Origin of the sequence: Pseudomonas sp. CP-1 (assembly GCF_021213715.1) — a bacterium.
GTDB lineage: Bacteria > Pseudomonadota > Gammaproteobacteria > Pseudomonadales > Pseudomonadaceae > Pseudomonas > Pseudomonas aeruginosa.
The window spans coordinates 666,510-691,979 of sequence record NZ_JAJQKY010000001.1 but is presented as its reverse complement, the minus strand read 5'-3'; the positions used below and the strand labels follow the sequence as shown (position 1 = coordinate 691,979).

Sequence of the window (25,470 nt, the reverse complement as noted above, 5' to 3'; positions counted from 1 at the left end):
AGGAGCTGGCCCGGCGGCGCGTTGGTCATCGTCGCAGGCATCTTAGGCAGCCGAAGGAAGCGGCAGAACTGAGGCTTATTCATCGACATCCATGAAACCTATGCATGGTTCTATCGGCGAGCATGCCTGCTAGGCTGGCGCCTTCCCCAGACAGGCGCGCGCAAACATGAATCAGCCACATGAATGGTCGCCCCTCAGCCGTTTCGATCTGAACCTGTTCCGGGTCTTCGAAGTGGTCTATCGAGAACGCAACCTGACCCGCGCGGCGGGCCTCCTGCATCTCAGCCAGTCGGCCGTCAGCCACGCCCTGGCGCGCCTGCGCGACCAGCTCGGCGACCCGCTGTTCGTTCGCCAGGGGCGCGGGGTTGCGCCGACGCCGCTGGCCGATCGACTGGCGCCGGGCATCCATGACGCCCTCGCCGGCCTGCACCGCAGCATGAATCGCTGCCAGACATTCGACCCTCGGCGCGACGCGCGGACCTTCCAGTTGAACATGCCGGAGCAACTGGAGCCGCTGGTGCTCCCGGCGATCCTCGACCACCTGCGCCAGGCCGCGCCGCGCATCGAGATACGCTGCAACAGCCTGCACTGGGCGGACCTGAAGGCGGAACTGGGCGCCGGACGCATCGACCTCGCCATCGAGATCGCCCGGCCCACCGACGCCGCCCTGCGCCGCCAGCACCTGCTCGACGATAGCCTGTGCGTGATGGCCGGGCCGGGCTTCGCCGGCGAACTGAGTGCGGAGGAGTACCTGGCGGCGGACCATGTCGCGGTGACCTCGCGGCGACGCGGCATCTGCATCGAAGACCTGGCCCTCGGCCACCTCGGCCTGACCCGCCAGGTGCGCCAGCGCTGCCAGCACTATCTGTCGGCGGCGTTGCTGGTGGCCCAGGGCGGCTACCTGCTGACCCTGACCCGAGGCTACGCCGAACTGATCAACCGCGGCCTGGGCAACCGCCTGCTGCCGATGCCGCTGGCCCTGCCAGCGGTGACTCTGAATCTCTACTGGTCGCGCCAGGCCGACGACGAAGCCGGCAGCCTCTGGCTGCGCGGCGAACTGGCGGAGCTGGCGACGCGCCTGCGCTGAGCGCGGGCGCTGCGACTAGGGCTTCGCCGCCTTGGCGCGGGCCTTCTGCAGCCACTGCCCGGCCTTCGCCGAACACTCCGTGACATAGGTCGTATCGATCGCGCAGCGCTCCCCGGTGGCCTTGAGCAGGTAGGCGGCATCGGCTACCTCGTAGTCGGTGTGCCGGCGCGGCGTACCCTTCGCCTGGGATTCGCGTTCGTCCTCGCGGATGTCGCAGTACAGCGCATTGCTGCGGGCGAACAGTTCGAGGCACTCGGCATCCTTGCCCAGCAATGGGTTGGCGCTGTCCTCGGCGGACTTGGAGCAGCCGCCGAGCAGCAGGCAGGCGCAGGCGATCGTGGCAAGCGGGCTACGCATGTGTCCGTTTCCTTGGCCATGGAGAGTGCGCCATTAAAACAGCCCCGGCGCCTCGGCGCACCCGCGGCGTGCCCATGGTGCTACTCCGCATCCCCCTGCCCCAGAGCCGCCCGGTACTTCACCGCCGCCGCGGTCCGCGACGGCACGTCCAGTGCCCGCAGCAGCGACGACACATGGATGCGCACCGTGTAGTGGGAGATGTCCAGGGCGCGGCCGATCTCCTTGTTGCTCTTGCCCTGGGCCAGCAGGCGCAGGACATCCAGCTGGCGCTCGGTGAGCCCCTCCAGGCGCGGGCTGGGCTGCAGCGGCAGGAGGCCGGAGGGTTCGTAGCGCACCAGCACTTCCCCGGCGCGGATGGCCAGAATCGCCTGGCCGAGCTCCTCGGGCGCGATGCTCTTGCCGAGGAAGCCGTCGGCCCCTGCGTTCATCACTTCGCCGATGAGTTGCGGGTCGTCGACCATCGAGACGACGATCAGGGTGGTGCGCGGGAACCGGCGGCGCAGGTCGGCGAGCATCTCGATGCGGGTCAGGCCGGGGAAACGCAGGTCGAGGATCAGCGAATCGGGCTGCTCGCCTTCGCCAGCCAGGCGCAGGACCCCGGCGAGATCGCCGGCCTCCTCGATCCTGGCCTCGGGCAGCAGGCGCTGGAGGATACTCAGCATGCCCTCGCGAAACAGCGGATGATCATCGGCGACGATGATGCGGCCAGTCATTCTTGTAGTCTCCAGGAGTCGCAGTTTCCGCCGCGCATGCTACCTTAGCCCGCTACCGCCGCGCCCACCCTTCGTCCGTCTTCGTGACGAAGGGGGCGAAACAGAGGAAAAGGCGCGCGGCGCTCCCATGCACACGGAGGTGCACATGAAGTTCGAGAAGAATACCGAGCTGGACCAGGCCAACCTGCGACTGATCGTGGCCACCTGCGCGATCCTCTACGTGGTGCTGATCGGCCTGCTGCCCGGCCTGAAGGTCGAGACCTACCTGCCGATCGTTGCCTACTACGGCCTGTTCCTGATCGCCTCCATACTGCTGCGCCAGGCCATCGTGCGCTGGCCGGGGCACTACCCGGCGCGGCGGATCTTCTGCATGCTGCACGACTACGCCGGCACCTCGTTCGGCCTGATCGTGGGCGGCGAGGCAGCGCTGCCGCTGTACGCGGTGATGGTCTGGATCAACCTGGGCAACGGCATGCGCTACGGCTCGCGCTACCTGGCCATCGCCACTGCCCTGGCGCTGCTCGCGCTACTGGTCATCTATCGACTGACCCCGGCCTGGCAGGCTCAGCCGTTCATGGTGCTGATGCTGATGACCACCAGCACCGTCATTCCCTTCTACGCGTACCTCCTGCTGGAGCGCACGCGCAAGGCCACCGAGGAAGCGTTGCAGGCGAACCAGGAGAAATCGCGCCTGCTGGCCCAGGCCAGCCACGACCTGCGCCAGCCGATCCACTCCATCGGCCTGTTCACCGCCTGCCTGCGCGACGCCCGCCTGGGCGACGAGGAACGGCGCCTGGTGGACAACATCGACCGCTCGCTGCTCAACGTCTCGCAACTGTTCCGCTCCATCCTCGATCTCTACACCCTCGACAACGGCCGGCTCCAGCCCAAGCAGGAGAACGTCCACCTGGGCGAGTTGCTGCGCGACCTGGTCCGGCGCAACGCCGAGGCGGCGCGCTGGGCCGGGGTGGAACTGCGCTTGCGCCCTTGCCGCCTGTGGACGCGAACCGATCCGGGGCTGCTGTCGACCATGCTGCAGAACCTGCTCTCCAATAGCCTCAAGTACGCCGCCGAGCGCCCGCTGCTGATCGGCGTGCGGCGGCGAGGCGACGGCCTGGCCGTAGCCATCTACGACCAGGGCCGGGGGATCGCAGAGGAGCACCTGCCGCGGGTGTTCGAGGAGTTCTACCGGGTACGCGAGACGCGCGACCGCGACGTCGAGGGAATCGGCCTGGGGCTGTCCATCGTCCGCCGCCTGGGGCAGTTGACCGGGATCGAGGTGACGCTGCGCTCGCGGGTCGGACGCGGCACCGCGGTGACCTTGCACGGCCTGCCGGCGGTCGCCGCGCAAGCCCTGCCCCGCCGCGACGATCCCCTGCAGGCCGGCCTGCTCACCGGCTTGCGGGTGTGCCTGGTGGAAGATGATCGCAACGTCCTGCGCGCCACCTCGGCGTTGCTCGAACGCTGGGGCTGCACGGTCCAGGCGGAAACCGAGGCGGACGGCTGGCGAACCGATTGCGACATCCTGGTCGTCGACTACGACCTCGGCCCCCACGCCTCCGGCGTCGAGTGCATCGAGCGGGTACGGCGGCAACGCGGAGAGGCAATACCGGCGCTGGTGATCAGCGGCCACGACATCGAGCGTATCCAGGCCAGCGTCGAAGACACCGACATCGCCCTGCTCTCCAAGCCCGTGCGCCCCACGGAATTGCGCGCCACCCTGCGCGCCCTGCGCGAGCGCCCGGAGACCGCCAGCCACGCTTCCTGAGGCAAGGCAGGTCGAGGAGCGCAGGCCTACGGCGGGCCGTACTTCATGCCGGCGCAGCCGTGGGACAGCAGCAACTCGCCGTCGTCGGCCTCGAACTGGGTGATCCGCTTGCTCTTGTCGACGGTGACGGAAATGATGCAGCGATTGGGGTGGTTGACGGTATCCCAGTAGTTGGTGTTCACCATCACGTTGCCCTGCATCTCCGAGCTGGAGCCCACCACTTCATAGCGGGAATAGCTGGTGTCGGTGTACCACTGCATCACCACCTGCGAGCCGTCGGCGGTGCGCTCCATGTTCTGCGGCGTACCAAAGAAGGCTATCGCTTCCTCGGCGGAACGGCCCTTCCACTGGCTGCGGGCGTAGACCTCGGGCAGCGTGTCCATCTGGATACAGCCGCCCAGGGAAAGCGACGCCAGTAACGGCGCGATGAATATCCGGCGCATGGGTTGACTCCGTGTCTAGGGGTTCTTCGGCGGGTTGCCAGGCAGCAGGTCGAAGGCTCGCAGGCCCGGCGCGGCGTCCTGCCCGGACGCTTGCGCGCGGTTCGCCTGCTCGGCCACGGCCATTCCGCGCGGTGCGGCGGCAGGTTTTCTCGACGCCGCAAGCGAACGCCCACCGGCAGAGAACGACTCGCGCGCCGGCTCGTCGCCGCTGCCGAAGCACCACCAATCGCTGGCCTCCGGGCCGGTGGCGAGTACGGATTGCCGAGTCATGGTTCCTTCCAAGTTGCGTGCGTCCTGCACAACCGGTTTCCGCGAAACGCGGGGATCAAGGGCGGGACTATAGCGTCGCGGCGAAGAAGCTCGAATAGCACAGAGGTACTATTTTCTCGGCTCGTCCGATCGGGAAGTCACCTGCGGTGAGTTCCGGTCGAAGCGGCGCCATTCCATCGACCAACTCTGCGCCCCGGAAAACGCTGGATGCGTTCCCCTGCTTTCTCGGTCTCCAACAGCACCCTCGCGACCGAACACTGCACGGCCATGGCTGGAAGACAAGTGAAACCAGCCACTTGCTTAAATACCTAAGGGAAAGAACATCCTACCGGAAAATTGGCATGGGAGGTGTGAACCTTATTCAGGACGGGACAGAGGCGAAAAAAAGCCCGGCGCAAGCGTCGGGCCAAGCCAATCGGACAAGCGTCCCGAGGGATAGAACACAGGAGCGGGTATCTCGGAACGAGCCGATTCTGCATGTCTGGACAAATCCCCCGCTGCCGGGCGAGGCTGATGACCGAGTAGGAATCTTCCTCGCCTGGAGCCAGCCCTTTCCTTTCGCCATTTCTCCGCCGCGCCGCGCGACGCCGGGATGACGCGACGCCGTCCAAGGGGCATGATCCACCCATTCGCCACCGGCTTTGCTTCCCGACCCAAGGAGTCCGCGATGTCGTCCGCCCAACTGCTGACCGCGCAACAACTGGCCGCCCGCCTCAGCGAACCCGACCTGCTGGTCCTCGACTGCCGTTTCGCCCTCGAAGACCCGTCCTACGGTGCCCGCGTCTATCAGGAGAACCACATTCCCGGCGCGCATTTCGCCGACCTCGAACGGGATCTTTCCGCTCCCGTGCGCAAGGGCGTGACCGGTCGCCATCCGCTGCCGGATCCCGCCGAGCTAGCGCTCAAGCTACAAGCCTGGGGCCTGCGCCAGGATAGCCAGGTGGTGCTCTACGACGACGGCCCCGGCGCATTCGCCGCCCGCGCCTGGTGGCTGTTGCATTGGCTGGGCAAGCGCGACGGGGTCTACCTCCTCGATGGCGGCCTGGCGGCCTGGAAGGCTGCGGGGCTGGCACTGACCAATGGCGAAAGCAGTCTTCGACCCGGCGATTTCCAGGGCCAGCCCGATGCCTCGCTGTTGATCGACGCCGCCACCCTCCAGGCCCAACTGGGCCAACCCGGACTGGCGCTGCTCGATGCTCGCGCGCAGCCGCGCTTCCGTGGCGAAGTCGAGCCCATAGATCCGGTCGCCGGACACATTCCCGGTGCCCAGTGCGCCGCCTTCAGCGACAACCTTGGCAGCGACGGCCGCTTCCTTCCGCCGGAACAATTGCACCAGCGGTTCTCCGCCCTGTTGCGCGGTCGCCCGGTGGACGAGCTGGTCGCTTACTGCGGCTCCGGCGTCACCGCCTGCCACAACCTGTTCGCCCTGAGCCTCGCCGGCTTCCCGCTTCCGCGCCTCTACGCCGGCTCGTGGAGCGAGTGGATCACCGACCCGCGCCGCCCGGTCGCCACCGGCGACTGACGACGCCATACGCTCGGACGCGGCTTACGCCGCGTCGGGCAGCTTCCTGAAGTAGTCGAGCAACTCCTTCTGCAACGCCTCGTTGCGGAACAGCCCGAAATGCCCGACCGCCCCCTCGGCCCGTCCCTTGCGACGCAACTCCAGGTGCGCCGCGGCATAGACCAGGTGAAGCTTTTCCGCCGCAGCCCAGGGCACGTAGTCGTCGTCCTCGAACAGGAAGCTGGCGACGGGGATGTCCAGCGCCTCGTAACCCTGCCGCTGCAATCCGAAGCGCGGTGCCAGGAGGTAGTCCGGCTGCCGCACCCAGCGCGCCCAGTCGCGCATGAAATGACTCGGCATATCCAGGCTGCCGAGGCCGAAGAAACGACTGGGAAAGCGTCGGAGCAGTCCGGTCAGTAGCGGCACCGCCACGCAGAACAGGCCGAACATCTGCCAGCGTTGCCTGCCTCGCCAGCGCCTCCAGTACGGAAACGAACCGGCGACGAACGCGGCGCCGCTCAATCCGCTGGCCTGACCAGCCAGACCGAGCAACTGCGCGCCGATGCTGTGGCCGACGAAATAGCGCGGTAGCTCCGGCGCGCGCGCTCGGCACCAGGCCAGCGCCGCATCGATGTCCTCGCGTCCCCAGTCGGCCAGGCGATAGCTAGCCACGGCAGGGTCGTCGCCTTCGCTGCCGCGGTAGCTGAACAACAGCACCTCGTAGCCGGAAGCCGCGGCCAGGACGGCGAAGCGCTGGTAGAAGGCGCGCCTGACGCCGAGCGCGCAGGCCACCACGATGCTCCCCTGCGCATCGCCGACGGCCGGGAAGTGGTCGCCGGCCAGGCGCACGCCGTCACGGCAGGCGATCTCCACTGCGGTACTCATTCGCGCTCTCCTTTGCCGTGCGGGTTCGAGCAGCCGGGACGGACGCAATGCTCGACGGATCGCCAGGCGTGCTAGCATGAACATACCGACGGTATGTAAGAAGGCAACAGTATGAATGTCAAGAGCAGGCAGCAGGAAAATGCCGAGGCGACCCGCGAGGCACTGCTGGAAAGCGCCCTCTCCGCCTTCATCGAACATGGCTACGGCGGCGTCTCCATCGACGCCATCGCCCGCGAGGCGCGCGTGACCAAGGGCGCGTTCTACCACCACTTCGGCAGCAAGCAGGAACTGCTCGCCGAATGCTACGAACGCCAGGTACGGACGATCGCCGAGGACCTGGACAGGGTGCCGGCGCATGTCGACAAGTGGGCGGAGGCCGCCGCACTGGCCGAGGCCTTCATCGACAGCGTGATGGCGCGCGGCAAGCGGCAACTGTCGCTGCAGGAGGTGATCACGGTCGTCGGCTGGGAGCGATGGAAACGCATCGACTCGCGCCATACGCTGCGCTACGTCGGGCGCCTGGTGGACGAACTGGCGGCCAGTGGCGAACTCAAGGACTACCGCCGGGAAACCCTGGTCGGCCAGCTCTACGGCTTCCTTACCCAGGCCGCGATGAGTCTTCGCGATGCACGCAACAAGCGGCAAGCGGCCAATGAAGTGAAAGCCATCCTCCGCGACTTCCTCTACAGCCTGCGCAGGGGCTGAGTATGCCGCCCAGCACAAGCGAAGCAAGGACGCGCCGGTTTAATTTCCAGCGGGCATATCAGCCGTTCTCTAAAGCTGGAAACAATTTAAAAACAGTCCTTTACAGCTGACTTGTTTCACTACACTTCAAATCAAGCGGCTAAGTCCGCTATCGGCGGGGCCATCGGAATAGAAGCTGCCAAACTGCCCGGCCCCGCCGATCCACCTTGCGCGAGGCCGTCATGGGTATTTCCGCCAACGATCTTTGCCAGCACGTGATACGCCCGACCCTGGACTACCTGTCCTGCCACAGCCCCGCCGCCGAAGCGCTGCTGCTGGGCGCGGCGGCCTGCCAGTCGGCGCTCGGGAGCGCCCTCGACGACCGCCGTGGCCACGGCCTGTACCGGATCGCCAGCGAACGCCACCAGCAGCTCTGGGACCAGTACCTGGCGCTGGACCCGGAGCGCGCCAGCCGGGTCCGCGGCCTGGCCAGCCAGCATGCCTTCCTCGCCGCGCCGCACCTGGAACTGACGGTGAACCTGCGCTACAGCACGGCCATCGCCTGGTCGCTGGTGGAAGCCGCGCGACTGCCGCTGCCCGACCAGCACGACCACCTCGCCCAGGCTCGCGTGTGGCGCCAGGTATTCCAGCCGCACGGTCGCCTGCACGAGTTCATCGAGGCCTGGCAACGCTGCATCGGCAGCCTCAGCCAGGTCGCCTGACGGCGAATGGAAAAATCCCGCGTCCGAAACAGACCAACCGGTCAGAAAATTTTTTACATACAGACACGAACGGTTGCGCTACCTTCGCTTCACTGGCACCGGAGCCAACCGCTCTGTTCCGCACCCTGCGGAACTTCGGAACACTGGCGCCGGTCTGGGAATCTTGGTAGTTTGCGCGCCGTTATACACAGGAGTTGCTCCAACAATGAAAACAATATGGTTTAAAACCTCTCTCGCACTGACCATTAGCGCTGTCTCGACCTACACCCTCGCCAACGGCATCGCCATCAACGAACAGAGCGCCAGCGGCGCCGGCACCGCCTACGCCGGCCGCGCCTCGTCCGCGCTCGATGCCAGCACCATCTACGGCAACCCGGCCGGCCTGTCCAAGCTGAAACGCACCGAAGTCAGCGGCGGTCTGGCCATCGTCAAGGCCAAGGACGACATCAGCCAGGCCCACAGCACCGCCCAGGGCAGCAACAAGGGCGACTCGGTACCGCTGGCCGCCGTACCGTTCGGCTACTTCTCCACGCCGATCAACGAAGATTTCACTTTCGGCCTGGGCATCTACGTGCCCTACGGCATCATCAACGATTACGAAAACGGCTTCATGGGCAGCTCCCACGGCTCCTATAGCAAGGTGCAGGTGATCACCGTGCAGCCGACCATCGCCTGGAAGATCAACGACAAGGTTTCCGTCGGCTTCGGTCCGACCTTCAACCGCATCGACGGCCAGTTGAAGAACACCCTGGCCACCAATGGCCTGCTCGGCAGCAACGGCGATACCAAGATCAACATCAAGGGCGACGACACTGCCATCGGCTACAACGTCGGCGTGATGGTCGACCTGACCGACGACACCACCTGGGGCCTGACCTACCACTCCAAGGTCAAGTACCACCTGGGCGGCAACACCGAAGTGAAGAACGCTCCGGGTGCCCTGGGCCTGAACGGCAAGTACGACGCCAAGCTGGACATCACCCTGCCGGAATCGGTGGATACCTCCATCACCCACAAGTTCGACGACAAGTGGACGGGCTACCTGGGCGCCGTCTGGACCCGCTGGAGCCGCCTGGAGAAGATCGAAGTGCGCAACAGCGGCGTACCGGCGCTCGGCCAGGCCCTGGGCTTCAACACCATCGGCGAAGACCTGAACTGGCGCGACACCTGGTCCTTCTCGGTAGGTACCTCCTACCAGGCCACCCCGGAGTGGGTGCTGCGTACCGGCTTTGCCTACGAGCCCTCGCCGACCACCAACGAGGACCGCAACGTGCGCATCCCGGTGGGCGACCGCAAGGTCTTCACCGTTGGTGCCGGCTGGTCGCCGAACCAGGACCTGACCGTCGACGTGGCCTACGCCTACCTGTGGGAAACCACTGCCGGCGTCAACCAGGAAGGCAGCGCCCTGCAGCCGGCCTACAGCGCCAAGTACGACAACAGCGCGCATGGCCTGACCGCCCAGGTCACCTATCGCTTCTGATCGCACGCGCCAACGAAGAAGCCGGGCATTGCCCGGCTTTTTCATGCCTGCTCCTCAGGGCTGGCTGGCGATGGCCTTCTCGATGGCGGCCTGGAGCTGCGGATCGTCCGGGGTGGTCTTGCTGGAGAACTGCGCGACCACCCTGCCCTGGCGATCCACCACGTACTTGTAGAAATTCCAGCGCGGCGCCTGGCCGCTCTGCTCGGCCAACTGGCGGAACAGCGGGATCGCCTCGTCGCCGCGCACGTGCTGCGGCTGGGTCATGGCGAAGGTCACGCCGTAGTTGCCATAGCAGATCTTCGCGGTCTCGGCGGTATCCGCGGCTTCCTGCTTGAAGTCGTCGGAAGGTACCCCGAGCACTTCCAGGCCCTGTCCCTTGTAGCGCTGGTAGAGCGCCTCGAGCCCCTTGAACTGCGGGGTGAAGCCGCAGTGGCTGGCAGTGTTGACCACCACCAGCGGCTTGCCGGCGTAACGCTGGCAAAGATCGATGCTTTCCTTGGAACGCAGCTTGGTCAACTGGCCCTGCAGCAGTTCCGGGCAATCGGCGGCCCAGCCGCTCAGCGGCAGCCCGGCGAGCGCCAGGGCGGACAACAGCACGCGAGGTTTCATGGAATGGCTCCTTGGCGACGAATGTCCCAGCTTACCCTTCCCCGCGCCTATCGCCACCTATCAGCATGCGCCCATGCCCAGTTCCAGCAGCGCCAGTCCGCCACGCTGCCAGCCCCACCAGGCGAGCCCCAGCAGCGTCCCGGCGGCGAGCAGCCAGGCCAGCCTCACGCCGCGCCTCCGGCCGCCTGCAGGCGCGCCACCGGGCGCTCGCGCACCGGCCAGTTGAGCAGCGCCGCGAGCAGGCTGAGGAGGATCGACAACTGCCAGACCAGGTCGTAGCTGCCGGTGCGGTCGTAGACCACCCCGCCCATCCAGCCGCCGAGGAAGGCGCCCAACTGGTGGAAGAGGAACACGATGCCGCCGAGCATCGACAGGTTGCGCACGCCGAACAGGGTCGCCACGGTGCCGTTGGTCAGGGGCACCGTGGACAGCCACAGCAGCCCCATGGCCACGCCGAAGGCGTAGGCGCTGTAGACGCTCAGCGGCAGCCAGAGGAACAGCACGATCACTACCCCGCGCACCAGGTACAGCGCGGTCAGCAGGCGCGGCTTCGACCAGCGCCCGCCGAGCCAGCCGGCGATGTAGGTGCCGAACACGTTGAACAGCCCGACCAGCGCCAGCACCGTGGTGCCGACCTGCGCCGGCAGGTGCTGGTCGACCAGGTAGGCCGGCAGGTGTACGCCGATGAACACCACCTGGAAGCCACAGACGAAGAAGCCCAGCGCCAGCAGCCAGAACCCGGAATGTGCGCAGGCCTCGCGCAGCGCTTCGCCGAGGCTCTGTTCGTGGCCCTGCAGCGGCAACGGGCGATCCTTCATCAGCCCGGCCAGCGGCACGATCAGCGCCACCAGCAGGCCCAGGGCGAGCAGGGCCGAGGACCAGCCCAGCCAGCCGATCAGGCCGAGGGTAGCGGGCAGCATGGCGAACTGGCCGAAGGAGCCGGCCGCGCTGGAGATACCCATCGCCATGCTGCGCTGCTCCGCCGGCACTGCGCGGCCGACGGCGCCGAGGATCACCGAGAACGAGGTGCCGGAAAGGCCCAGGCCGATCAGCAGGCCGGCGCTCAGCGACAGCCCGGTGGCCGACTGCGAGAGCCCCATCAGGACCAGGCCGAGGGCGTACAGCAGGCCCCCCACCAGCACCGCCCGCGCCGCGCCGTAGCGGTCGGCGAGCGCCCCGGTGAACGGCTGGGCCAGGCCCCAGACCAGGTTCTGCAAGGCGATGGCGAAGGCGAAGACTTCGCGTCCCCAGCCGAAGTCGGCGCTCATCGGCGCGAGGAACAGGCCGAAGCCATGTCGCACGCCGAGGGACAGGGCGAGGATCAGGGCTCCGGACAGCAGGATCCAGAAGGCGGCACGCGGCATGGGTCGCTCCATCTACGGGTATATACCCGCTTTGTCGTGAACGAAGCGCCTCGGCGAGAGGCTTCGTCGGTTGTCAGTCCAGTCGCTCCAGTTCCACCAGCAACGCCGCCAAGGCGCCGCTGCGCTCCTCGCCAAGGCGCCCGGCGAGACGCCGCTGCGCGTCTTCCCAGGCCGGCGTTCCGCGCTCCAGGGCATCCAGCCCGGCAGGCGTCAGCTCGACCAGGCGGTTGCGCTGGTCCTCGCCGCCGGTCAGGCGCAGCAGGCCGTCGCCTTCCAGCACCCGCAGGTTGCGACCGAGCGTGCTGCGGTCGAGTCCCATGGCTTCGGCGAGTTCGGAAATGCTCGGCCGGTCCAGGCGCCGCAGGTGCCGCAGCAGGGAAAACTGCGCCACCTTGAGGCCGGTATCGGCCAGCGCCTCGTCGTAGAAGCGGGAAACGCTGCGGGCGGCGCGACGCAGTTTGGTACAGAGGCATTGGGTCGGTAGCATGGATGCGTGTATATACCCGTACCTCTCGACGGTCAAGCGGATTGTCCGAACTGCCAACGCCGCCTGTTGCCCCTGCCAAGGCCGGACGCCGGGCGCAGGCCTATAACTCGCGCTGTCAGCGGCGACCGGGAGCACCCGGCGCCCTCCATCCATCGCCGAGGTAGCCATGCCCGTTTACAAAGCCCCGCTGCGCGACACGCGCTTCCTGCTCAACGAAGTCTTCGATTTCCCCGAGCATTACCGCAACCTGGTCAACGGCGCCGAAGCCACGCCGGACATGGTCGATGCGATCCTCGGCGAATGCGCGAAGCTCTGCGAGGAAGTGATCGCCCCGCTCTACCACAGCGGCGACGAGGAAGGCTGCCACCTGGAGAACGGCGAAGTACGGACGCCGAAGGGCTACAAGGAAGCCTACGAGGCCTACGTCGCCGGCGGCTGGCAGGGCCTCTCGCACCCGGTGGAGTACGGCGGCCAGGGCCTGCCGATGAGCCTCGGCGCGCTCAAGCAGGAGATGATGGGCACCGCCAACTGGCCGTTCTCCATGTATCCCGGCCTCTCCCTCGGCGCGATGAACACCCTGATGCAGCACGGCACCGAGGAACAGAAGCAGACCTACCTGGCTCCGCTCACCGAAGGCCGCTGGGGCGGCACCATGTGCCTCACCGAGCCGCAGTGCGGCACCGATCTCGGCCAGGTGAAGACCCGCGCCGAGGCCAACCCCGACGGTAGCTACGCCATCAGCGGGACGAAGATTTTCATCTCTTCCGGCGAACACGACCTCACCGAGAACATCGTCCACATCGTCCTCGCCCGCCTGCCGGACGCACCGAAGGGCACCCGCGGCATCTCCCTGTTCATCGTGCCCAAGTTCCTTCCCGGCGAAGGCGGCGCGCTCGGCCCGCGCAACGGCGTGAGTTGCGGCGCGCTGGAGAAGAAGATGGGGATCAAGGCCTCGGCCACCTGCGTGATGAACTTCGACGGCGCCACCGGCTTCCTCATCGGACCGCCGAACAAGGGCCTGGAATGCATGTTCACCTTCATGAACAGCGCCCGCATCGGCACCGCCATCCAGGGCGTGGCCACCGCCGAGCTGGCCTACCAGGGCGCCCTCGCCTACGCCCGCGAACGCCGCTCCATGCGCGCGCTCTCCGGGACCAAGGAACCCGACCAGGTCGCCGACAGCCTGATGCACCACGGTGACGTGCGGCGCATGCTGCTGACCCAGAAGGCCATCGCCGAAGGCGGCCGGGCGCTGGTCTACCTGGCCACCCAGTACGCCGACCGGATGATCCAGGGCATCCTCAGCAACGACGACGCCGAATACGAACGCTGGGACGACAAGCTCGGCTTCCTCACGCCGATCCTCAAGGGCTGCCTGACCGAACTCGGCCTGGAAAGCGCCAACCTCGGCATGCAGGTGTTCGGCGGCCACGGCTATATCCGCGAACACGGCATGGAGCAGATCGTCCGCGACGCGCGGATCGCCACCCTCTACGAAGGCACCACCGGCATCCAGGCCCTCGACCTGCTCGGCCGCAAGGTCCTGCTGATGACCCAGGGCAAGGCCGTGCGCGACTTCACCAGGGGCGTGGCCCGGTTCGCCGTCGACCTGCTGAAGAACGAGCCGCGCATGCGCGGCCGCGCCCTGGTGCTGCTCAAGCTCTGTGCCCAATGGAACCTGCTGACCCTGCGCATTGCCCTCACCGCGCGCAAGCAACGCGATCTGGTGAGCACCGCCAGCCACGACTACCTGATGTTCTCCGGCTACGCCACGCTGGCCTATTCCTGGGCCCTCCAGGAAGCCGCTGCGCGCCGGCGGCTGCGCCAGGGCGGCAGCGAGTCGGCGGACTTCTACAAGGCCAAGATCGCCACCAGCGAGTTCTACTTCGCCCGCCTGCTTCCGCGCGCCAAGGGCCACGCGGCGGCGATGGCGAAGCCGACCGGTTCGATCATGGACCTGAAGAGCGAGCACTTCGCCTTCGACTGAGGCGACCACCCGCAGCGCGCCAGCGGAGCCTCAGTCTCCGCTGGCGCCAGCCGGGGTCAGCAACAACGCACGAACGTCGTCGAGCATCGAGTCCCACTCGTCCTGGCCAATGTCCATCAGGCGGAAGTAGCGCAACATGAAGGCGCCCTCCACCGCCAGGAACGCCAGGCGCGCACGGCGCCCCTCGGGTGCGGACAGGTCCAGGCCTTCCAACCGGCTGCGATACCACTGGTTGCTGCCCTCCAGGTGCTCGGGCGTCTGGATCAGCGCCGCCATCAGCGCCGCCGCCTTGCTGCTGGACAACTCGTCCGAACGCTGGGTCGCCTCGGCATGCGCGCGAACCCGCGTCAGCGGCGTCGGCTGCTTCCCCGCCACCGCTTCGAACAGGCTGTCGTAGGCCTTGCCCCAGCGCTCGAAGATCGCGTCGATCAGCGCGTCCTTGGTACCGAAGCAGTACTGCACGCCGCCCTTGGTGATGCCCATTTCCTTCGCCACCGCATCGATGGTCAGGCCGGCCGCGCCCTCGCGGGCGATCACCGCCTCGGCGGCATCGAGCAACTGGTCACGGTCGATCGTTCGTCGGCGTCCCATGGCTACCTCTTGAGTTTAAATCCATACGTATGTATTTATATTTTCACGCGTCCGCCCGTGGCGCGCAATTCCCGTTATCCACGGCGAGCGAAGAACCGTTCGCTACAGAGGTTATCCCATGTTCCGGCAGAATCGCTGGCTGGTCCTGGCCATCGTCTCCAGCGCCCTGTTCCTCATCATCATCGACATGACCGTGCTCTACACGGCCCTGCCGCGCCTGACCCACGACCTCGGCGCGACGGCCACGGAGAAGCTCTGGATCGTCAACGCCTATCCGCTGGTGGTCGCCGGCCTGCTGCCCGGCGCCGGTTTGCTCAGCGACCGCCTTGGCCACAAGCGGCTGTTCCTCGCCGGCCTGCCGTTGTTCGGCCTGGCCTCGCTGTGCGCCGCCTTCGCCCCCAGCGCCACGGCGCTGATCGCCGCCCGCGCCGGGTTGGCGGTGGGCGCGGCGCTGATGATGCCGGCGACCCTGTCGATCGTCCGCCATGTCTTCCAGGACGAACGCGAACGCGCCCTGGCCATCGGCATCTGGGCCTCCGTCGCCTCTGCCGGCGCGGCGCTGGGGCCGGTGGTCGGCGGCGTGCTGCTGGAGTTCTTCTGGTGGGGCTCGGTGTTCCTCATCAATGTCCCGGTGGTGGCCATCGCCCTGTTGCTGGCGCTGCCGGCCATCCCCGCCTGCGGCGGCCAGTCGCGGCGACCATGGGACGCCCTCGGCTCGCTGCAGGTGATGTTCGGCCTGGTCGGGGTGGTCTATGCGATCAAGGAACTCAGCGCGCGCGCCCCGGACTTCGGACTGGCCGTCCTCGCCGCGCTCGGCGGCGTGTTCTGCCTGTACCTGTTCGTCCGTCGCCAGCGCCGCGCCCGCGAGCCGATGATCGACTTCGCACTGTTCCGCAACCGGCGCTTCGCCCGCGGCGTCGCGGTGGCCCTGGTGGCGACCATGGCGCTGGTCGGCATGGAGCTGGTGTTCAGCCAGCACCTGCAACTGGTGCAGGGCCTGACGCCGCTGAAGGCCGGCCTGTTCGTCCTGCCGATCCCGCTGGCCTCGCTGGTGGTCGGGCCGCTGGCCGGCTGGCTGGTGCCGCGCTGGGGCGAGAACCGGGTGATGTGCGCCTCCCTGCTGCTCGGCAGCGCCGGATTGCTCGGCCTGGCCCTGTCCTACCAGGCCGCCACCGGAGCGCAACTGGCCAGCCTGGTGCTGCTCGGCGTCGGCTTCGGCGGCGCGATGACCGCCGCCTCCACCGCGGTGATGCTCAACGTGGACGAACAGAGTTCCGGAATGGCGGCCGCCATCGAGGACGTATCCTACGAACTGGGCGGGGTGATCGGCGTGACCCTGCTCGGCAGCCTGATGAGTTTCGTCTACGGGATGTCGCTGAGGCTGCCCTCGGCCGAGCTGCCGGCGCGGGTTCGCGACAGCCTCGACGACGCCCTGTTGGTCGCCGAGGGCCTGGCGCCGGAGGTCGCGTCGCGGCTCGTCGAGCTTGCCCGGCAGGCTTTCGACCAGGCCTTCGTCGCCGTGCTACTGGCCGCCGCCGCGCTGCTCTTCCTCAGCGCCATGGCGGTCCTGCGCCAGCCGCGTCCGGCTACAGAGCCAGCGCCACCAGCACCGCACACTCGGTAAGTTCGACCAGCGCGCCGGCGGTGTCCCCGGTGGTGCCGCCGAGGCGCGCGAGGAAACGGCTGCGCAGCCAGGCGAAGAGCATCAGCGTCACCAGCAACGCCAGCAGGCCGGCCAGGCCGAACGCCAGGGCCAGGCCGAAACTCACCCCCAGCACCCACGGCAGGCTGCGCGCCGGCAGGTGCTCGGCGATGGCCTGACCGAGGCCGCCGGGGCGCGCGTAGGGCGTGGTCAGGAACAGCAGCGGCAGGCTGCTGCGCGCCAGCCACGGAGCCAGCGGCAACAACCCGGCCTCGCCCTGGCCGAGCAGCGCCGCCAGGGCGGAGAATTTCAACAACAGGACCAGTACCAAGACCACCACCGCCACCGGGCCGCTGCGCGGGTCCTTCATGATCGCCAAGGTCCGCTCGCGGTCGCCCAACCCGCCGACCCAGGCGTCCGCCATGTCGGCCAGGCCGTCCAGGTGCAGCGCGCCGCTCAGCGCCACCCACAGGCTCAGCAGCAAGGCTGCCTGCAACAGCGGCGGCGTACCATCGAGCGACAGAGCCGCGGCGTACAGCACGACGCCGATCAGCACCCCGACCAGTGGATAGCAGAGCACCGCGCGGCCGAACTGTTCCGGCGTCGGCATCGCCGACAGGCGCACCGGCAGGCGGGTGAGGAACTGCAAGGCGACCAGCAGTGAGCGCAAGGCTTCGCGCATGGCTATTCCCCTTCCCGGCATTCGTGCCAGCGATCGTCGCCCTCTCCGGCGCGCAGGCCGAACAGTGCGCCATGACCGACGTCCACCTGCAGCAAGCGCTCGCGCGGCAAGCCACGGGCGCGAGCGAGCAACAGGCGTATGACGCCGCCATGGGTCACCAGCAGCACACGACGGCCGGCGTGACGCTGGCGCAGGCGTCGCTGGGCGGCCAGCACCCGCGCCTCGAACTCGGACAGCGGCTCGCCGCCCGGCGGGGTAAAGGCGTAGGGATCGGCCCAGAAGCGGCCGAGCGCCTCGCTGTGGCCGTCCATCAGGGCGGCCGCCGAGCGCCCCTCCCAAGCGCCGAAATGCAGTTCGCGCAGATCGTTTTCCAGTTCCAGCTCGATCCCCTGGCGCTGCGCCAGTTCCTCGGCGAAGGCGCGGCAACGTTGCAATGGCGAGCTGACCAGCAGGTCCCAGCGTCCGCCTTCCACCGCCGTGCGCATCTGCGCCCAGCCACGCGCGGTCAAGGCGTCGTCGAGGCTGCCGCGGAAACCGCCGCCGGACTCGGTTTCGCCATGCCGCAGGAGGTCCAGGCGCAGGCTCATGCCGGGCGGTCCGAGACCGCCGCTTCGGCGAAGGTCGCCATCCCCGCGTGCAGCGCGCAGGCCTGGCGCAGCAGCGGCACCGCCAGCGCCGCGCCGCTGCCCTCGCCCAGGCGCAGGCCGAGGTCGAGCAGCGGTTGCGCCGCCAGGGCTTCGAGCACATGCCGATGGCCCGGCTCGGCACCACTGTGGGCGAACAGCAGCCAGTCGCGGCAGGCCGGGTTCAGGCGCACCGCGCAGAGCGCCGCGACGCTGCAGATGTAGCCGTCGACCAGGGCGACCATGCCTTTCTGCGCGCAGGCCAGGTAGGCGCCGGCCAGCGCGGCGATCTCCAGCCCACCGAGACGGCGGAGGGTTTCGAAGGGGTCGGCGCGATGGGCGCCGTGCAGGGCCAGGGCGCGCTCGATTACCGCGGTCTTGTGCGCCACGCCGCTGGCGTCCAGCCCGGTTCCCGGCCCGACCAGCGCGCTCGCCGGCGCATCCAGCAGCGCGCAGGCCATGGCCGCCGCCGCGGTGGTATTGCCGATGCCCATCTCGCCGCCGATGAACAGCTGGCTGCCGGCCTGCTCGGCGCGGCGCACGCTTTCGCGCCCGGCCTCGAGCGCCAGCAGGCACTGTTCGGCGCCCATCGCCGGGGCCTCGACGAAGTTCGCGGTACCCGCCGCCAGGCGCAGGTGGCGCACGCCGGGCAAGGCTTCCAGGGGGACGGCGGTGCCCAGGTCGACCACCTCCAGGCCGGCACCGAGTTCGCGCGCCAGCACGCTGATCGCCGCGCCGCCGCGGACGAAGTTGCGCAGCATCTCGCCGGTGACCGCCTGCGGATAGGCCGAGATGCCCTCGGCGACTACCCCGTGGTCGCCGGCGAAGACCGTCACCCAGAGCCTCTCCAGGCTCGGTCGTTCGCGCCCCTGCAACGCCGCCAGGTCGATCGCCACCTGCTCCAGGCGGCCCAGCGAGCCGCGCGGCTTGGTCAACAGGTCCTGGCGTTCGGCCGCGCGCCGGCGCATCTGCGGATCCGCCTCGCGGCAGGTGTCGCGCCACCATTGCAGACTCATAGCGGTTCTCCTTTCAACGGCATGGGCAGGCCGGCGACGGTGAAGGTCACCCGCTCGCAGCGTTCGGCGATGGCCTGGTGCAGCCAGCCGGCCTCGTCGACGTAGCGCCGGCTGAGTTCGCCCAGCGGCACCACGCCGAGCCCGGTTTCGTTGCTGACCAGGATGATCCGTCCCGGCAGCGCGCCGAGACATTCCAGCAGCGCCTCGCGCTCGCCGTCGAGACGCTGGGGATCGTCGCAGAGCAGCAGGTTGGTCAGCCACAGGGTCAGGCAGTCGACCAGCAGGCAGCGTCCGGCCTCGGCCTCGCTGCGCAGCGTCGCCGCCAGCGCCAGGGGCTCTTCCAGGGTTCGCCAGTGGGCCGGGCGGCGCGCGCGGTGCTCGGCGATGCGCCGGCCCATTTCGCCGTCGCCGGCCTGGGCGGTGGCGATGTAGCTCACCGCCAGCCCGCTCTCGGCGGCCAGGCGCTCGGCCAGGCGGCTCTTGCCGGAACGGGCGCCGCCAAGGATCAGGTCACGCATGGGGTTCTCCGCAGAGGGCGAGCAATCGCCCGGTATCCAGGTGGCGCTCGACCAGGTCGGCGAGCCGCTCGATGTCGCGTTCGCGCAAGGCCTGGTAGTCCACCGCCTGGACCTCGCGCAGGCCGGCCCAGCGCAGCAACGCCGAACAGGCCGCGGTGGATTCGAACAGGCCATGCAGGTAGGTGCCCATGACGTACCCGTCGACGCTGCGGGCACCATCCGCGCGGCCATCGTCGAGCACCACCGCCGGCCGCGCCAGGGCTTCGCCACGGGTGACTCCGGCATGGATCTCGTAGCCCGACAGCGGCGCATCCTCCAGGCTCAGGCGGCCCTGTACGTTGCGCAATTGCTTGTCCGCCTCCAGGGTCGTTTCCAACGCCAGCAGGCCGAGGCCAGCGCTGCTGCCGGCCGCGCCTTCCAGGCCGAGCGGATCGTGCAGGCGCTCGCCGAGCATCTGCAGGCCGCCGCAGATCCCCAGCAGGCGACCGCCGTAGCGCAGGTGACGGAGGATCTCCTCGTCCCAGCCACGCTCGCGCAGCGCCGCGAGGTCGGCGCGCACGCTCTTCGAGCCGGGCAGGACGATCAGGTCCGCCGACGGCAGCGCCTGGCCGGGGCCGACGAAGCTCAACTCGACCTGGGGGTGCAGGCGCAGCGGATCGAAATCGGTGTGGTTGCTGATCCTCGGCAGCACCGGCACCACCACCTTCAGGCGCGGCCCGACCTTGGCCGCCTGGCGCGTGTCGATGGCGTCCTCCGCCTCCAGGTGCAGGTCGCTGACATAGGGCAGCACGCCGAGCACCGGCTTGCCGGTGCGCGCCTCCAGCCAGTCGAGGCCGGGTTGCAGCAGGGCGATGTCGCCGCGGAAGCGATTGATGACGAAGCCCTTGACCCGCTCTCGCTCCGAGTCGGAGAGCAGTTCCAGGGTGCCGACCAGGTGGGCGAAGACCCCGCCGCGGTCGATATCGGCGACCAGGATCACCGGGCAATCCACCGCTTCGGCGAAGCCCATGTTGGCGATGTCGTTGGCGCGCAGGTTGATCTCCGCCGGCGAGCCGGCGCCCTCCACCATCACCACCCGGTAGGCGGCGGCGAGCCGCCCATGGGAAGCCAGCACCGCTTCCATCGCCACGCGCTTGTAGTCGTGGTAGGCGGCGGCGTCCATGCTGGTCACCGCGCGGCCATGGATGATCACCTGGGCGCCGATGTCGGTGTTGGGCTTGAGCAGCACCGGGTTCATGTCGGTGTGCGGCGCCAGCCGGCAGGCCTGGGCCTGGACCGCCTGGGCGCGGCCGATCTCGCCGCCGTCGGCGGTGACCGCGCTGTTCAGCGCCATGTTCTGCGGCTTGAACGGCACCACCGCGACGCCGCGCCGGGCCAGCCAGCGGCACAGCGCGGTCACCAGGGTGCTCTTGCCGGCGTCCGAGGTGGTGCCCTGGACCATCAGGGTCCGCCCGCGATCACGCATGAGCAGGCTCCTTGAAGCCGAGCAGCGCGGCATCGAGCCGGGCCCAGGCGGCCTCGTCGGCGGGCAGGCCGAGGCGCAGGCTGGCCGGCTGCTCGAACTGGCGTGTGAGGATGCCGCGCCGCGCCAGGTAGTCGTGCAACGCCGCGCAGCGTGGATCGACCAGGCGCTGGAACAGCGCGCTGCCGCCCGCCGGCGGCCAGCCGTGGCGGCGCAGCAGTTCCTCCAGGCGCTGGCTGGCGGCCAGCAGGCGCTCGCGCTGCTGGCGCTGTTGCTGGCGGTCGCGCAAGGCGCTCTGGGCCACATGGCGCACCGGGCCATTGACCGTCCACGGACCGAGCTGCTCGGCCAGCGCCTGCAACAGCGGCCGTTCGCCGAGGGCGAAGCCGAGCCGCGCACCGGCCAGGCCGAAGAACTTGCCGAACGAGCGCAGCACGATCAATCCGGGCCGGTTGCTACAGGCCGCCAGGCTCGACTGCGGGGTGCAGTCCATGAACGCCTCGTCGACCAGCAGCCAGCCGCCGCGACGTTGCAGGCGGGCATGCCAGGCCAGCAGCTCGGCGGGCTCGAAGACCCGCCCGGTGGGGTTGTTCGGGTTGACCACCAGCAGCACGTCGAGGCTGTCGAGATAGGGCTCGACCTCGGCCTCGCCGATCTCCCGCACCAGGTGCCCGGCCTGGCGCCAGGCGTGGGCGTGCTCGGCGTAGCACGGCGACAGGACGCCGACCCGCCCGCCCCGCCGCAACCTTGGCAGGGCCTGGATCGCCGCCTGGCTGCCGGCCAGCGGCAATACCCGTTCGGCGCCGTAGTAGAGGCAGGCGGCGGCTTCCAGGCCGTCGTCGCTCTCCGGCAGGCGGGTCCAGGCCTGCTCGGGGATCGCCGGCAGCGGAAACGGCCAGGGCGCGATGCCGGTGGACAGGTCCAGCCAGTCCGCCAGCGGAATGTCGTAGCGGCGCGCCGCCTCGCGCAACCGCCCTCCATGTTCAAGCATGCAGCCACCCCATGGCCCAGAGTCCGGCCAGCACCAGCAGCCAGAGCAGCACGCCCTGGCGCACCAGCGCCAGGGCCCGATAGATGTCGCGGCCCTGCGGCTGCGGGCCGCTGCCGAGGAGCGGCCGCTGGTGCAGCTCGCCGTGGTAGATCGCCGCGCCGCCCAGGGACACGCCCAGCGCACCGGCGCCGGCGGCCATCACCGGGCCGGCGTTGGGGCTGTCCCATTGCGGCGCCTGCTCGCGCCAGCAGCGCAGGGCCTGGCGGGTGCCGCCGAGCAGCGCGTAGGTCAGCGCCACCAGCCGCGCCGGCAGGTAGTTGAGGATGTCGTCGATCTTCGCCGCGGCCCAGCCGAAGCGCTCGAAGCGCGCGTTGCGGTAGCCCCACATCGCGTCCAGGGTATTGCTCAGGCGATACAGCACCACCCCCGGCGCGCCGGCCACGGCGAACCAGAACAGCGCGGCGTAGACCGCGTCGCTGCCGTTCTCCAGTACCGATTCGGTGGCCGCGCGGGCGACCCCGGCCTGGTCCAGCTCGCGGGTATCGCGGCTGACCAGGTAGCCGACACGTCGCCGCGCCTCGTCCAGGTCGCCGGCGCGCAAGGCCAGTGCCACCGGTTCGGCGTGCTCGCCGAGGCTGCGCAGGCCGAGCGCGGCGTACAGCGCCAGGGCCTGGACCAACCAGCCGAGGTAGGGAAGTTCAGCGAGCGCCCAGGCCAGCAGGGTCAGCGGCAGTACCGCGAGGACCCAGGCGGTCACCCCGTGGCTGCGCCAGCCGACCCCGGGATCGCCCTCGCCGGCCAGGCGCGAGCGATTGAAACGGCGCTCCAGGCGATCGGCCAGGCGGCCGAAGGCGACCAGCGGGTGCCAGCCCTGCGGCTCGCCGAAGCGCGCATCCAGCGCCACGCCGAGGATACCCAGCAGTGCGCTCATGCTCGCTCGCCCCAACGGTTCTGGTAGACCAGCTCGGCCAGCGGACGCGGTTCGCTCCAACCCTCCAGCGCCAGCATCGGCGCCGGGTAGAACTCCGCCACCGGGCCCAGGCAGAGCACCGCCACCGCCTCGCTGCCGGGCGGCAGGCCGAGCAACTCGCCCAGCGCGGCCGGATCGAACAACGATACCCAGCCCATCCCCAGGCCCTCGGCGCGACTGGCCAGCCAGAGGTTCTGGATCGCGCAGGCGAGCGACGCCAGGTCCATCTGCGGCAGGGTCCGGCGACCGAACACATGGCGCTCGCGGTCGTCCATCAGGGCGGCGACCAGCAGTTCGGCGCAATCCAGCACGCCCTCTACCTTGAGCCGCATGAACTCGTCGGAGCGCTCGCCGAGGGCTTCGGCGGTGCGTCCGCGTTCGTCCTCGACCAGCCCGTGGATGGCCCGGCGCAACGCCGGCTCGGTGATACGGATGAAGCGCCAGGGTTGCATCAGGCCGACGCTGGGCGCCTGGTGCGCGGCCTCCAGCAGCCGCGCGAGCAGCTCCGGCGCCACGCTGCCGCCGCTGAAGTGGCGCATGTCGCGGCGCTCGGCGATGGCCCGGTAGACGGCGGCGCGTTCCGTGGCGCTGAAGGCGTGGGAAGAATCGGACATGTCAGTCGGCGTCTCGCGCGGGCGCCAGCAACGCGGCGGCGGCCTGCGGGTTGGAAGGCAGGTAGAAATGGATATAGGAAGCCGTCAGCCGGCCAAGACGGAACACCGCCTCCGCCGTGTTCCGGCCGTTCGGGCAGACGCCACGGGCCAGAGGCTCGACGGCGCAGTCGAGGGTCGAGTGATGGAAGGTATGCCCGCGCAGCCGCCCTTCCGGCAGCTCGACCTCCTGCAAGGCCAGGGCGGTCAGGCGCTTCTGCAGGCGCGCCCGGCCCGGCAGCAGGCCGAGCAGTTCGCCGCGCTCGCCGTCGGCGTCTTCCAGGCAGTCGAGCAGGTAGAGCATGCCGCCGCACTCGGCCAGCAGCGGCTTGCCGGCGGCATGGTGGGCTCGGATCGCCTCGGCCATGGCGCGATTGCCCTGCAGGCGCCCCAGGTGCAGTTCGGGGTAGCCGCCCGGCAGATACAGGCTGTCCACGGCGGGCAACGCCTGGTCCTGCAGCGGCGAGAAGAACGCCAGTTCGGCGCCGAGTTCGCGCAGCAGGTCGAGATTGGCCTGGTAGAGGAAGGCGAACGAGGCATCGCGAGCCACGCCGATGCGCACGCCTTCCAGGCTGCGTTGCAGCGGCGCCGGAGCGGGCACCTCGAAGGTCACCGGCTCCGGCAGGTCGGTCTCGGCGCTGGCCCGCAAGGCGTCGGCGGCGGCGTCCAGGCGCACATCGAGATCGGCCAGTTCCTCGGCCTGGACCAGGCCCAGGTGGCGGCTCGGCAGTTCGAACTCGGCCGAGCGCGGCAGGCCGCCGAACCAGCGCATGCCAGGCGGCAGGCAATCGCGCAGGATGTCGCTGTGGCGTTGGCTGCCGACGCGGTTGCCGAGCACTCCGGAAAACGGCAGGTCCGGCTGGAAATGCGCCAGGCCGTAGGCCAGGGCGCCGAAGGTCTGGGCCATCGCCGCGCCGTTGATCACCCCCAGCACCGGCACGCCGAAACGCCGCGCCAGGTCTGCCGCCGAGGGGTTGCCATCGAACAGGCCCATCACCCCTTCGATGAGGATCAGGTCGGCCTCGCCGGCGGCCCGCGCCAGCAGGCGTCGCGCTTCGGCCTCGCCGACCATCCACAGGTCGAGCTGGTAGACCGGCGCGCCGGAGGCGCGAGCGAGAATCATCGGGTCGAGGAAGTCCGGTCCGCACTTGAACACCCGCACCCGTCGCCCCTGGCGCGCATGCAGGCGGGCCAGGGCGGCGGTGACGGTGGTCTTGCCCTGGCCGGAGGCCGGGGCGGCGATCAGCAGGGCCGGACAGCGTGCCTGGGTCATGGGCGAAGCGTCTCCGCGCATGGCGCCGGCATCAGAACTCCACTCCTTTCTGCGCCTTGATCCCGGCCTTGAACGCGTGCTTAACCAGGCTCATCTCGGTCACCGTGTCGGCGGCCTCGATCATCCCCGGCTGCGCGCCGCGGCCGGTCACCACCACATGCTGCATGGCCGGGCGCGCCTGGATGTCGGCGAGGACCCTATCCAGTTCCAGGTAGCCGTGCTTGAGGGCGATGTTCAGTTCGTCCAGCACCACCAGGCCAACGTCCGGGTCGGCCAGCAATTGCGCGGCGACCTTCCAGGCCGCCTCGGCCTTGGCGATGTCGCGCTGGCGGTCCTGGGTCTCCCAGGTGAAGCCCTCGCCCATCACGTGATAGCTGACTTCCTCGGGGAAGCGCCGGAAGAAGGCTTCCTCGCCGGTGCTGGCGGCGCCCTTGATGAACTGCACGACACCGACCTTCATGCCATGGCCCAGGGCCCGCGCGACCATGCCGAAGGCCGAGCTGCTCTTGCCCTTGCCGTTGCCGCTATGCACCAGGAGCACGCCGCGTTCGTCGCGGGCCTGGGCGATCTTCTCGTCGACCACGGCCTTCTTGCGCTCCATCCGCTCGCGGTGGCGCTGGTCCTTCTCGGGGGATTCGTTCATCGTCGATCACTCCTTGCGGCGACGCGGCCGCGCCGTCGCCTCGTTCATTCGA

27 protein-coding genes are annotated in these 25,470 nt (G+C 69.0%); 8 read left to right on the top strand and 19 right to left on the bottom strand.

The genetic code is table 11. The annotated features are described in order from the left end of the window. Positions 1-166 precede the first annotated feature (166 nt). Positions 167-1,087 carry a LysR family transcriptional regulator gene (locus LT948_RS03310; protein WP_003133284.1) on the top strand — a complete coding sequence of 307 codons (921 nt, stop codon included), beginning with the start codon at positions 167-169 and terminating at the stop codon, positions 1,085-1,087. A gap of 15 nt (positions 1,088-1,102) precedes the next feature. Here LT948_RS03310 and LT948_RS03305 read toward each other — a convergent pair whose 3' ends face one another. After that, on the bottom strand, positions 1,103-1,444 hold the full coding sequence (locus LT948_RS03305; RefSeq protein WP_003086981.1) for a hypothetical protein: 342 nt from the start codon (positions 1,442-1,444) through the stop codon (positions 1,103-1,105). A gap of 80 nt (positions 1,445-1,524) precedes the next feature. Beyond that, on the bottom strand, positions 1,525-2,157 hold the full coding sequence (locus LT948_RS03300; RefSeq protein WP_023112141.1) for a response regulator: 633 nt from the start codon (positions 2,155-2,157) through the stop codon (positions 1,525-1,527). Between the two features lie 145 nt (positions 2,158-2,302). Here LT948_RS03300 and LT948_RS03295 point away from each other — a divergent pair, with 145 nt between their 5' ends. Further along, complete coding sequence (locus LT948_RS03295) at positions 2,303-3,925, top strand: two-component system sensor histidine kinase (RefSeq protein ID WP_033938835.1); 1,623 nt, start codon at positions 2,303-2,305, stop codon at positions 3,923-3,925. 26 nt (positions 3,926-3,951) lie between these two features. Here the strand turns inward: LT948_RS03295 and LT948_RS03290 are convergent, their stop codons facing one another. Further along, on the bottom strand, positions 3,952-4,368 hold the full coding sequence (locus tag LT948_RS03290) for a hypothetical protein (protein ID WP_003086969.1): 417 nt from the start codon (positions 4,366-4,368) through the stop codon (positions 3,952-3,954). Between the two features lie 15 nt (positions 4,369-4,383). After that, complete coding sequence (locus LT948_RS03285; protein ID WP_023099787.1) at positions 4,384-4,638, bottom strand: hypothetical protein; 255 nt, start codon at positions 4,636-4,638, stop codon at positions 4,384-4,386. A 667-nt stretch (positions 4,639-5,305) separates the two neighbouring features. Here LT948_RS03285 and LT948_RS03280 point away from each other — a divergent pair. After that, complete coding sequence (locus LT948_RS03280) at positions 5,306-6,160, top strand: sulfurtransferase (protein ID WP_023095908.1); 855 nt, start codon at positions 5,306-5,308, stop codon at positions 6,158-6,160. Between the two features lie 24 nt (positions 6,161-6,184). On the opposite strand, the gene LT948_RS03275 is transcribed toward LT948_RS03280, so the two are convergent. Next, positions 6,185-7,024: an alpha/beta hydrolase family protein gene (locus LT948_RS03275; RefSeq protein WP_019484325.1), complete on the bottom strand. Its 840-nt coding sequence runs from the start codon at positions 7,022-7,024 to the stop codon at positions 6,185-6,187. 111 nt (positions 7,025-7,135) lie between these two features. On the opposite strand from LT948_RS03275, the gene LT948_RS03270 reads away from it, so the two are divergent. The 3 genes from LT948_RS03270 to LT948_RS03260 all read left to right on the top strand — a co-directional run bounded on the left by LT948_RS03270 (position 7,136) and on the right by LT948_RS03260 (position 9,910). Then, the gene (locus LT948_RS03270) at positions 7,136-7,729 is read left to right on the top strand and encodes a TetR family transcriptional regulator (RefSeq protein WP_023092061.1); all 594 of its coding nucleotides are present in this window, start codon (positions 7,136-7,138) and stop codon (positions 7,727-7,729) included. Positions 7,730-7,950: 221 nt separating this feature from the next. Then, positions 7,951-8,430: a hypothetical protein gene (locus LT948_RS03265; protein ID WP_058149849.1), complete on the top strand. Its 480-nt coding sequence runs from the start codon at positions 7,951-7,953 to the stop codon at positions 8,428-8,430. A gap of 205 nt (positions 8,431-8,635) precedes the next feature. Beyond that, positions 8,636-9,910 (top strand): outer membrane protein transport protein, encoded by a 1,275-nt coding sequence (locus tag LT948_RS03260; RefSeq protein ID WP_003133490.1) that lies wholly within the window; start codon positions 8,636-8,638, stop codon positions 9,908-9,910. A gap of 54 nt (positions 9,911-9,964) precedes the next feature. Here the strand turns inward: LT948_RS03260 and LT948_RS03255 are convergent, their stop codons facing one another. The 3 genes from LT948_RS03255 to LT948_RS03245 form a co-directional block, all read right to left on the bottom strand. Beyond that, positions 9,965-10,519 (bottom strand): glutathione peroxidase, encoded by a 555-nt coding sequence (locus LT948_RS03255; protein ID WP_003086801.1) that lies wholly within the window; start codon positions 10,517-10,519, stop codon positions 9,965-9,967. A 164-nt stretch (positions 10,520-10,683) separates the two neighbouring features. Next, positions 10,684-11,883, bottom strand: coding sequence for an MFS transporter (locus LT948_RS03250; protein WP_058149848.1), 1,200 nt, complete (start codon positions 11,881-11,883; stop codon positions 10,684-10,686). 73 nt (positions 11,884-11,956) lie between these two features. Further along, a complete protein-coding gene (locus LT948_RS03245) occupies positions 11,957-12,406 on the bottom strand; it encodes a MarR family winged helix-turn-helix transcriptional regulator (protein ID WP_073657081.1) in 450 nt (149 codons plus the stop codon). A gap of 130 nt (positions 12,407-12,536) precedes the next feature. On the opposite strand from LT948_RS03245, the gene LT948_RS03240 reads away from it, so the two are divergent. Next, positions 12,537-14,357 carry an acyl-CoA dehydrogenase C-terminal domain-containing protein gene (locus tag LT948_RS03240; RefSeq protein WP_003086792.1) on the top strand — a complete coding sequence of 607 codons (1,821 nt, stop codon included), beginning with the start codon at positions 12,537-12,539 and terminating at the stop codon, positions 14,355-14,357. Between the two features lie 30 nt (positions 14,358-14,387). On the opposite strand, the gene LT948_RS03235 is transcribed toward LT948_RS03240, so the two are convergent. Continuing rightward, a complete protein-coding gene (locus LT948_RS03235) occupies positions 14,388-14,948 on the bottom strand; it encodes a TetR/AcrR family transcriptional regulator (protein ID WP_023106922.1) in 561 nt (186 codons plus the stop codon). 118 nt (positions 14,949-15,066) lie between these two features. On the opposite strand from LT948_RS03235, the gene LT948_RS03230 reads away from it, so the two are divergent. Beyond that, on the top strand, positions 15,067-16,572 hold the full coding sequence (locus LT948_RS03230; protein ID WP_058149846.1) for an MFS transporter: 1,506 nt from the start codon (positions 15,067-15,069) through the stop codon (positions 16,570-16,572). Here the strand turns inward: LT948_RS03230 and LT948_RS03225 are convergent. Genes LT948_RS03225 through cobO form a run of 10 tightly spaced genes read right to left on the bottom strand, consistent with a single transcriptional unit; the run spans position 16,535 to position 25,418 of the window. After that, positions 16,535-17,272: an adenosylcobinamide-GDP ribazoletransferase gene (locus LT948_RS03225; protein ID WP_003158254.1), complete on the bottom strand. Its 738-nt coding sequence runs from the start codon at positions 17,270-17,272 to the stop codon at positions 16,535-16,537. The two genes, LT948_RS03230 and LT948_RS03225, sit on opposite strands and share 38 nt — an antisense overlap. A gap of 2 nt (positions 17,273-17,274) precedes the next feature. Next, positions 17,275-17,859 (bottom strand): alpha-ribazole phosphatase family protein, encoded by a 585-nt coding sequence (gene cobC / locus LT948_RS03220; RefSeq protein ID WP_003145319.1) that lies wholly within the window; start codon positions 17,857-17,859, stop codon positions 17,275-17,277. Continuing rightward, complete coding sequence (gene cobT / locus LT948_RS03215) at positions 17,856-18,911, bottom strand: nicotinate-nucleotide--dimethylbenzimidazole phosphoribosyltransferase (protein ID WP_058134290.1); 1,056 nt, start codon at positions 18,909-18,911, stop codon at positions 17,856-17,858. Before cobT ends, cobC begins: the two co-directional genes overlap by 4 nt. Continuing rightward, the gene (cobU, locus tag LT948_RS03210) at positions 18,908-19,429 is read right to left on the bottom strand and encodes a bifunctional adenosylcobinamide kinase/adenosylcobinamide-phosphate guanylyltransferase (RefSeq protein WP_003162533.1); all 522 of its coding nucleotides are present in this window, start codon (positions 19,427-19,429) and stop codon (positions 18,908-18,910) included. The genes cobT and cobU overlap by 4 nt, the downstream gene beginning before the upstream one ends. Then, entirely contained in the window at positions 19,422-20,894 is a 1,473-nt protein-coding gene (locus tag LT948_RS03205; RefSeq protein WP_034074750.1) for a cobyric acid synthase, read from the bottom strand. The genes cobU and LT948_RS03205 overlap by 8 nt, the downstream gene beginning before the upstream one ends. After that, positions 20,887-21,882 carry a threonine-phosphate decarboxylase CobD gene (cobD, locus tag LT948_RS03200; protein ID WP_003158252.1) on the bottom strand — a complete coding sequence of 332 codons (996 nt, stop codon included), beginning with the start codon at positions 21,880-21,882 and terminating at the stop codon, positions 20,887-20,889. The genes LT948_RS03205 and cobD overlap by 8 nt, the downstream gene beginning before the upstream one ends. Beyond that, entirely contained in the window at positions 21,875-22,813 is a 939-nt protein-coding gene (gene cbiB / locus LT948_RS03195) for an adenosylcobinamide-phosphate synthase CbiB (RefSeq protein WP_003111871.1), read from the bottom strand. The genes cobD and cbiB overlap by 8 nt, the downstream gene beginning before the upstream one ends. Beyond that, the gene (bluB, locus tag LT948_RS03190) at positions 22,810-23,466 is read right to left on the bottom strand and encodes a 5,6-dimethylbenzimidazole synthase (RefSeq protein ID WP_003086774.1); all 657 of its coding nucleotides are present in this window, start codon (positions 23,464-23,466) and stop codon (positions 22,810-22,812) included. Before bluB ends, cbiB begins: the two co-directional genes overlap by 4 nt. A 1-nt stretch (position 23,467) precedes the next feature. Further along, positions 23,468-24,775: a cobyrinate a,c-diamide synthase gene (locus LT948_RS03185; RefSeq protein ID WP_003086772.1), complete on the bottom strand. Its 1,308-nt coding sequence runs from the start codon at positions 24,773-24,775 to the stop codon at positions 23,468-23,470. A 31-nt stretch (positions 24,776-24,806) separates the two neighbouring features. Then, positions 24,807-25,418 carry a cob(I)yrinic acid a,c-diamide adenosyltransferase gene (gene cobO, locus LT948_RS03180; protein ID WP_003086769.1) on the bottom strand — a complete coding sequence of 204 codons (612 nt, stop codon included), beginning with the start codon at positions 25,416-25,418 and terminating at the stop codon, positions 24,807-24,809. Positions 25,419-25,470: the final 52 nt, after the last annotated feature.

Coding starts and splice junctions, on each gene's coding strand:
- LT948_RS03310 (WP_003133284.1), top strand. CDS start 167: ATGAATCAGCCACATGAATGGTCGCCCCTCAGCCGTTTCGATCTGAAC.
- LT948_RS03305 (WP_003086981.1), bottom strand. CDS start 1,444: ATGCGTAGCCCGCTTGCCACGATCGCCTGCGCCTGCCTGCTGCTCGGC.
- LT948_RS03300 (WP_023112141.1), bottom strand. CDS start 2,157: ATGACTGGCCGCATCATCGTCGCCGATGATCATCCGCTGTTTCGCGAG.
- LT948_RS03295 (WP_033938835.1), top strand. CDS start 2,303: ATGAAGTTCGAGAAGAATACCGAGCTGGACCAGGCCAACCTGCGACTG.
- LT948_RS03290 (WP_003086969.1), bottom strand. CDS start 4,368: ATGCGCCGGATATTCATCGCGCCGTTACTGGCGTCGCTTTCCCTGGGC.
- LT948_RS03285 (WP_023099787.1), bottom strand. CDS start 4,638: ATGACTCGGCAATCCGTACTCGCCACCGGCCCGGAGGCCAGCGATTGG.
- LT948_RS03280 (WP_023095908.1), top strand. CDS start 5,306: ATGTCGTCCGCCCAACTGCTGACCGCGCAACAACTGGCCGCCCGCCTC.
- LT948_RS03275 (WP_019484325.1), bottom strand. CDS start 7,024: ATGAGTACCGCAGTGGAGATCGCCTGCCGTGACGGCGTGCGCCTGGCC.
- LT948_RS03270 (WP_023092061.1), top strand. CDS start 7,136: ATGAATGTCAAGAGCAGGCAGCAGGAAAATGCCGAGGCGACCCGCGAG.
- LT948_RS03265 (WP_058149849.1), top strand. CDS start 7,951: ATGGGTATTTCCGCCAACGATCTTTGCCAGCACGTGATACGCCCGACC.
- LT948_RS03260 (WP_003133490.1), top strand. CDS start 8,636: ATGAAAACAATATGGTTTAAAACCTCTCTCGCACTGACCATTAGCGCT.
- LT948_RS03255 (WP_003086801.1), bottom strand. CDS start 10,519: ATGAAACCTCGCGTGCTGTTGTCCGCCCTGGCGCTCGCCGGGCTGCCG.
- LT948_RS03250 (WP_058149848.1), bottom strand. CDS start 11,883: ATGCCGCGTGCCGCCTTCTGGATCCTGCTGTCCGGAGCCCTGATCCTC.
- LT948_RS03240 (WP_003086792.1), top strand. CDS start 12,537: ATGCCCGTTTACAAAGCCCCGCTGCGCGACACGCGCTTCCTGCTCAAC.
- LT948_RS03235 (WP_023106922.1), bottom strand. CDS start 14,948: ATGGGACGCCGACGAACGATCGACCGTGACCAGTTGCTCGATGCCGCC.
- LT948_RS03230 (WP_058149846.1), top strand. CDS start 15,067: ATGTTCCGGCAGAATCGCTGGCTGGTCCTGGCCATCGTCTCCAGCGCC.
- LT948_RS03225 (WP_003158254.1), bottom strand. CDS start 17,272: ATGCGCGAAGCCTTGCGCTCACTGCTGGTCGCCTTGCAGTTCCTCACC.
- cobC (WP_003145319.1), bottom strand. CDS start 17,859: ATGAGCCTGCGCCTGGACCTCCTGCGGCATGGCGAAACCGAGTCCGGC.
- cobT (WP_058134290.1), bottom strand. CDS start 18,911: ATGAGTCTGCAATGGTGGCGCGACACCTGCCGCGAGGCGGATCCGCAG.
- cobU (WP_003162533.1), bottom strand. CDS start 19,429: ATGCGTGACCTGATCCTTGGCGGCGCCCGTTCCGGCAAGAGCCGCCTG.
- LT948_RS03205 (WP_034074750.1), bottom strand. CDS start 20,894: ATGCGTGATCGCGGGCGGACCCTGATGGTCCAGGGCACCACCTCGGAC.
- cobD (WP_003158252.1), bottom strand. CDS start 21,882: ATGCTTGAACATGGAGGGCGGTTGCGCGAGGCGGCGCGCCGCTACGAC.
- cbiB (WP_003111871.1), bottom strand. CDS start 22,813: ATGAGCGCACTGCTGGGTATCCTCGGCGTGGCGCTGGATGCGCGCTTC.
- bluB (WP_003086774.1), bottom strand. CDS start 23,466: ATGTCCGATTCTTCCCACGCCTTCAGCGCCACGGAACGCGCCGCCGTC.
- LT948_RS03185 (WP_003086772.1), bottom strand. CDS start 24,775: ATGACCCAGGCACGCTGTCCGGCCCTGCTGATCGCCGCCCCGGCCTCC.
- cobO (WP_003086769.1), bottom strand. CDS start 25,418: ATGAACGAATCCCCCGAGAAGGACCAGCGCCACCGCGAGCGGATGGAG.